This is a genomic window from Flavobacterium sp. SOK18b (genome assembly GCF_014156605.1).
GTDB lineage: Bacteria > Bacteroidota > Bacteroidia > Flavobacteriales > Flavobacteriaceae > Flavobacterium > Flavobacterium tiangeerense.
Genome location: NZ_QKNZ01000108.1, coordinates 1 through 5735, shown reverse-complemented (window position 1 = coordinate 5735; position 5735 = coordinate 1). Strand labels below are relative to the sequence as shown.

Here is a 5735-nt window from a genome sequence, read left to right as displayed (position 1 = left end):
CCATTCAAATATATAACTGTATTTCTCGGTAATGGTTTTTGAATCGAGTGTGGAACCTGTTTGTTCGTAAACCTGTTCCCCTATTGCTTCAATATCATCAAAATCATCCACAAAAACTTCAAATGAACCAACTTGATTTGGTTTCCATTTATTGATTCTTTGCATGTGCCTTATGTCTCCCAAAATATAAGTGGCATCAAATTCCTGAAATCCAGAATTAAAAACTCCAACAATATTAAAGTTCCGTAAGTTATACCCATTGTCCTTCATGAAAAAGGTATTAAAAGAATCCCCTACTTTTAAATTTAAACGGTTGGCTATAAACTGAGAGATCACAACTTCTTCATTTAAGCTTTGGGTTGTGTTTGGTATTCTTCCTTGAACCAAGTACTCTTTTATATTATCCCATTTATAATCTTTTCCTACTCCTTTGAAAATAATCCCCTCAAAAGCACTCTCGGTCCTAATGATTCCAGCTTTGCTTACTACAGCTTGAATGTGTGTAACAGCGGGAACTGCTGAGAAATTTGGATAAAAATCTTGTTTATTGGTAATAGGCACCAAAGTCATATCAGATTGATTGGTATCATAATTGGAAATCACTATATGACCATTGAAGGCTGCGACTTTCTCACGGATTTTTTGTTGCAGTCCAATACCTGTTGCCACAGAAACAATCATCATGATCATACCAATTGCAATTGCCGAAATAGCAATTTTTATAATAGGCGATGAGATGCTACTTTTATAATCCTTAGATGAAACGAGGCGCTTAGCGATGAAATATTCTAAATTCAAAGTAAAATGGACTTTTATAGGTTATGAAACTAGTTTGGAATAAAATTATTACCTAGGACTATACTATAAAGGTAATTTTTTTTTCATCTCTTCTACAATATTGAAGGCAGCTGGACAAATAGTAACATTCACTAAGGTAAGATCGGTGATTTGCTGAAATTTTTTTCGATCAGTATGCGGAAACTCTCTACAAGCTTTTGGACGCACATCGTAAATCATACAAGCATTATCATTATCTAAAAATGTACATGGAACGCTTTGCAAAACATAATCTTTATCTTCATCTACGCGCAAATATTGATCAATGAACTGTTGTGGTTTTTGACGTAAATATTTTGAAACCCGTTCAATATCGGCATCTGTAAATAATGGCCCAGTGGTTTTACAACAATTAGCACATTTTAAACAGTCCGTTTTTTTAAATTCAGCGTTGTGCAGGTCTTGCATTAAATAATCTAAATTCTTTGGAATCTTCTTTTTTAACTTATCAAAATACTTTTTGTTTTCGATATGCTTATCTTTGGCCTCTTTGGGAAGATTGATTATTATATTTTTCAAGTTGCAGCTTTATAATTTGAATTACAAAAGTAACAAACTTGACATCTGAAAATGATAAAGATTTAAAAAAATGATGAAAGACCTTTTTGGCAGAGCCATACTCGATTATGTTACCAATAATTCACCAGAGGATTTAATTACAGAAACTTCAATATCCGACGAAGATGAAATGAATATTGCCTACTTGTTTCGTTCTTTTGATGAAATGCCTAATATTGAACAAAAAGCAATGCAGTTATCAAAAGGACTTGTTCTAGATGTGGGTTGTGGTGCCGGAAGTCATAGTTTGTATTTACAAAACGAATGCAAACTAAACGTACAATCTATTGATATTTCAAGTAACGCCATTGCGGCATGCAAGTTAAGAGGTCTACTTAATGCAAAAGTTCAGAATGTTTTAGATTTGAACCTCAATGAAAATGAATCACAATACGACACCATTTTATTATTAATGAATGGTACAGGGATTTTTGGTACAATAAAAGATATTTCAAACTATTTACATAAACTAAAAAGTTTGCTAAAAAGTAATGGTCAAATCTTGATAGACTCATCAGATATCATCTACATGTTTGACAACGATGAAGATGGCGGAAAATGGATTCCTAGCAACGGCTATTATGGCGAAATTACATTTAAGATAAAATATAAAAACGAGATAGAAAACCCATTCCCTTGGCTCTATCTAGATTACAACACGCTACAAAATGCTGCGTACTCAAATGGATTTAAATGTGAATTAATTGAAGAAGGAGAACATTTTGATTATTTAGCAAAACTCACACATTTACCTTAAAACAAAAAAGTTTCTATTCAAAATGAAAAAAACTGCATTATCAAATGCTGATTCTTATGGGATATTCAAATATTTATGTGTTTGCAAAGAAACGCGCCATTTTGGATTTTGCATCACGTAATCTACAATTAATGGAGTCATTTCTTCTTTTTTACTCCATTCTGGTTGAAGAAATAAAATTGCATTACCCGACACTTTTTCTGCTTGCTCTTCGGCAAAAATAAAATCATGTTTATTATAAATTATAACTTTTAATTCATGAGCAGCCTCATAGACTGTTGGAGTAGGTAGTTTATTTTTCTTTGGCGATAAGCAAATCCAATCCCAAGAACCTGTTAAAGGATACGCACCAGAAGTTTCAATATGAACTTTTCTATTATTGTCTCTTAATTTTTGAGTCAATATAGTCATGTCCCACATTAAAGGTTCACCCCCTGTAACTACAACAGTTTCGGCATATTTACTAGCATTACCAACAATTAAATCAACTGAGGTAGGTGGGTGCAACTCTGCATTCCAGCTTTCTTTAACATCACACCAATGACATCCTACATCACAACCACCAATTCTAATAAAATAGGCAGCAGTTCCTGTATGATAGCCCTCTCCTTGTATGGTATAAAACTCCTCCATTAACGGAAGCATTGCTCCTTTATTAACCTCTAATTGTATTTCTTTTGATAACATTCTAATTTTTTAAAGTGCAAAGATAGGGAATTTGAAAAGAGAAGTTTTAAAAACAATTACCTAATATAAATTGTAATTCCTGAAACCTAAACATTGTTAATTCACAAACATATAGACATAAAAAAAACCGGCAGCGCATACTACCGGTTTATAACTTAATTTGAAAAAATTATTTCAAAATTTTCAAAGACTCAGATGCGTAACTATTTGCAGCATCAAGAGCAAGTGTTTTGTTGAAATATTCAATAGCTTTAGTTTTATCACTGTTTGCAAAACTAGCAGCCATATTGTTGTAAGCTTCTATGAATTTAGTCTTAACAGCGGGCTTAGCAAGTTCAGCATCACCAAGAGCAGTTGTTTTAGCTACATAATCTTCGTAGTTTTTAACCATTACATCATCTTTTTCAAGCAATCTGTTTGCTCTAGCTCTGTAAAGGTAAGCTTCCAAATAAGTTGGTGAAGCTACTAAAACTCTTTCAAATGCAGCATCAGCTTTCTGTAATGAAGCAGCATCAGCTTTACCTTCTTTTGCTTTGTTGATGTTAGCATAATAAATAGCTAAACCATAATACACGTTGTCATCTAGAAATGTAGTAGACTCTTTAGTATTTGCTCCAAACTCAAAGATACCAGAAGCTTCATTGTACAATTTTTGAGAAAACATTTTTTTACCTACTTCACTTAAACTTTGAACAGCAAGAGGTTCCATTTCAACACCTTTTTTAATATCGGCTAAACCTTGAGCGTATCCTGTAGGCTCTATAGAAAGTCCATCAGCACTTGTTGCTTTTTTAATTCTACTTAAACCTAAGTTCAAATAATCTAAGGCAATTACTTTGTTTCCAGGCGCAGTGATAAAACCCTCAAGAGCTTTAATAGCTACATCCGAATTTCCATTTTTATAAGCTGCGTAACCTAAATAACGGTAAATTCTTGGATTTACTTTATCCAATTCACTCATTTTATTTGCTTCCACTTCAAGTGCAGTATAATCCTCAATTAAGATTAAGAAATCCGCACGACGCATTCTTGAGTTAAGTGAATAATCTGTCAATGACATATACTTATCATAGTGACCTAATGCAATTTTATAATTTGCAGCAGCTTGTGATGGCTTATTACGTGCAATTTTATAATACGTTTCAGCTAATTCTCTGTAAACTGGACCGTAATTTGGGTTTAAAGCAATTACTTCATCATACGCTTTTAAAGCCTCGTCATATGACTTCGCACCTTTTAACAAAACACCTAACTGCATTTTGGCTTTTAATAGCGTATTGTCTAACTGAAAAGCACTTCTGTAAGCAACATAAGCCTCATTTTGTTTTCCATCTCCATAATAAGCATCACCAAGAGCTAATTGCAATTGCGCATCCTGATTATTTTTAATAGCAGGATTAGTCAAAGTTGTAATAGCTGTTTTATAATCTGGTTTTTCAGCATTCATATATGCTCTTGCCACATAAATAAACTCTTGAATATCCTTCTTTTTCATGTCCTTTAATGCAAGAGCAAACTTTGCTTGCGCTGCAGTTAAATCATTTTTATCCAAATCCATTTGGCCAAGACCAATATTATTAAGTCTTCCATCTTCTGACGCTGTTAATCCTTTGTCAAAAAATATTTTTGCAGAATCCTGAATGTTTTGTTCTAGATATACATTAGCAAGAGTAAAAAACGCAGAACCATTAGTTGGTTTTGCTTTAATGATTGACTTCAAGATAGACTTAGCGCTTTCGAATTGCTCTGCATCGATAGCTTTTTTTGCTTGATTAATATCTTGAGCTTGTGTAGTAAAAGCTGTTGCTAAAATAGCCACGCTCAATGTTGAGAATTTATTCATCTTAATTGTAGTTAATTTATTTTTCATCTTTTTGACTATTAGTTATTGTAAATTTCCTTGTGGGAATACGTACAGGTAACAAACCTGATTTTAATACTATTCTTTGTCCAATATCTCCACCGACGAAGGATGCAAATCCCATACCTAGACCAGAGAATCCCTGACAATTTATTATATACAAATCACGTGCCAAAGGATACTTCTTCTCTGCAATATCATTTTGAGAAGGATAAAAATACCCATTTCCTTTTAATCCTTTTACACTTAGGATACGTACTTTTTCTATAAAATCAACCATAGCAGGCTTAGGTTGAGTGAGCCAGTTCACACCAACAACACCAATCAATCCATCATTTGAAGCAACATGTTTTATTACTTCATCGTTAGTTTTGAATGAAAAAACACCATTTTCAGGTATTGACTTAATTCCTGCTAAATCACTTAAATACCTTACTGTACTTGAATTTAAATTATCAAATACCAAACCCTTAATTTTGGTTCCTGATTTACCTTGCATAAATTGCAACACATCTTGTAACGCTACAAGAGAATCATTATTACTTGCATTAGAAACAAAAGCAATTGCATCAGTGGCAAAAGGTGTAATTTTAGGGTTGATCTTCCTTTGCTTAAATATTTTTATTTCTTCAGGAGTAAGATTCCTTGAAAGTATTGCAATAGTAGAAGTTTTATTGAAAAGTGTATTCAAAGTTTCTGATTCTGATTTTGATACCAAATTAATCTTTGCATCATACTCACTTTCAAAAACAGCCACTTGGTCTTCAACAATAGGAGTTAATGTTTCATCGACATAAATTGTAGCATTACCCTTTAAAATAGTCTCTTCTTTATTTGATTTATTACAAGAATAAAACACAGCTAAAAGAACGGCTAGAGACAAGAATAAGATAGATATTTTTTTCATAGACTAATTGTTGCTGTTTATAATTCTAAAAAATCTAAATGATGCATACGCTATCAATATAACTCCAAATGCAACCCTATAGATCCTATCCATATCTAACGGAAAGTTATTCATGAATATTATAAACA

6 protein-coding genes are annotated in these 5735 nt (G+C 32.6%); 1 reads left to right on the top strand and 5 read right to left on the bottom strand.

Annotation, left to right across the window (positions count from 1 at the left end):
• Both DNC80_RS14040 and DNC80_RS14035 read right to left on the bottom strand, forming a co-directional pair.
• Positions 1-798, bottom strand: a 798-nt coding sequence (locus DNC80_RS14040; RefSeq protein ID WP_182651744.1) for an ABC transporter permease, incomplete at its 3' end; no start/stop codon positions are given.
• Between the two features lie 63 nt (positions 799-861).
• A complete protein-coding gene (locus DNC80_RS14035; protein WP_182651743.1) occupies positions 862-1356 on the bottom strand; it encodes a YkgJ family cysteine cluster protein in 495 nt (164 codons plus the stop codon).
• Between the two features lie 73 nt (positions 1357-1429).
• Here DNC80_RS14035 and DNC80_RS14030 point away from each other — a divergent pair, with 73 nt between their 5' ends.
• Positions 1430-2152 carry a bifunctional 2-polyprenyl-6-hydroxyphenol methylase/3-demethylubiquinol 3-O-methyltransferase UbiG gene (locus DNC80_RS14030; RefSeq protein ID WP_182651746.1) on the top strand — a complete coding sequence of 241 codons (723 nt, stop codon included), beginning with the start codon at positions 1430-1432 and terminating at the stop codon, positions 2150-2152.
• A 54-nt stretch (positions 2153-2206) separates the two neighbouring features.
• Here the strand turns inward: DNC80_RS14030 and DNC80_RS14025 are convergent, their stop codons facing one another.
• From DNC80_RS14025 to DNC80_RS14015, 3 genes are all read right to left on the bottom strand, one after another.
• A complete protein-coding gene (locus tag DNC80_RS14025) occupies positions 2207-2839 on the bottom strand; it encodes a 7-carboxy-7-deazaguanine synthase QueE (RefSeq protein WP_182651742.1) in 633 nt (210 codons plus the stop codon).
• 169 nt (positions 2840-3008) lie between these two features.
• Positions 3009-4709, bottom strand: coding sequence for a tetratricopeptide repeat protein (locus DNC80_RS14020; RefSeq protein WP_370628770.1), 1701 nt, complete (start codon positions 4707-4709; stop codon positions 3009-3011).
• The gene (locus DNC80_RS14015; RefSeq protein ID WP_182651741.1) at positions 4699-5607 is read right to left on the bottom strand and encodes a PstS family phosphate ABC transporter substrate-binding protein; all 909 of its coding nucleotides are present in this window, start codon (positions 5605-5607) and stop codon (positions 4699-4701) included. Before DNC80_RS14015 ends, DNC80_RS14020 begins: the two co-directional genes overlap by 11 nt.
• Positions 5608-5735 lie beyond the last annotated feature (128 nt).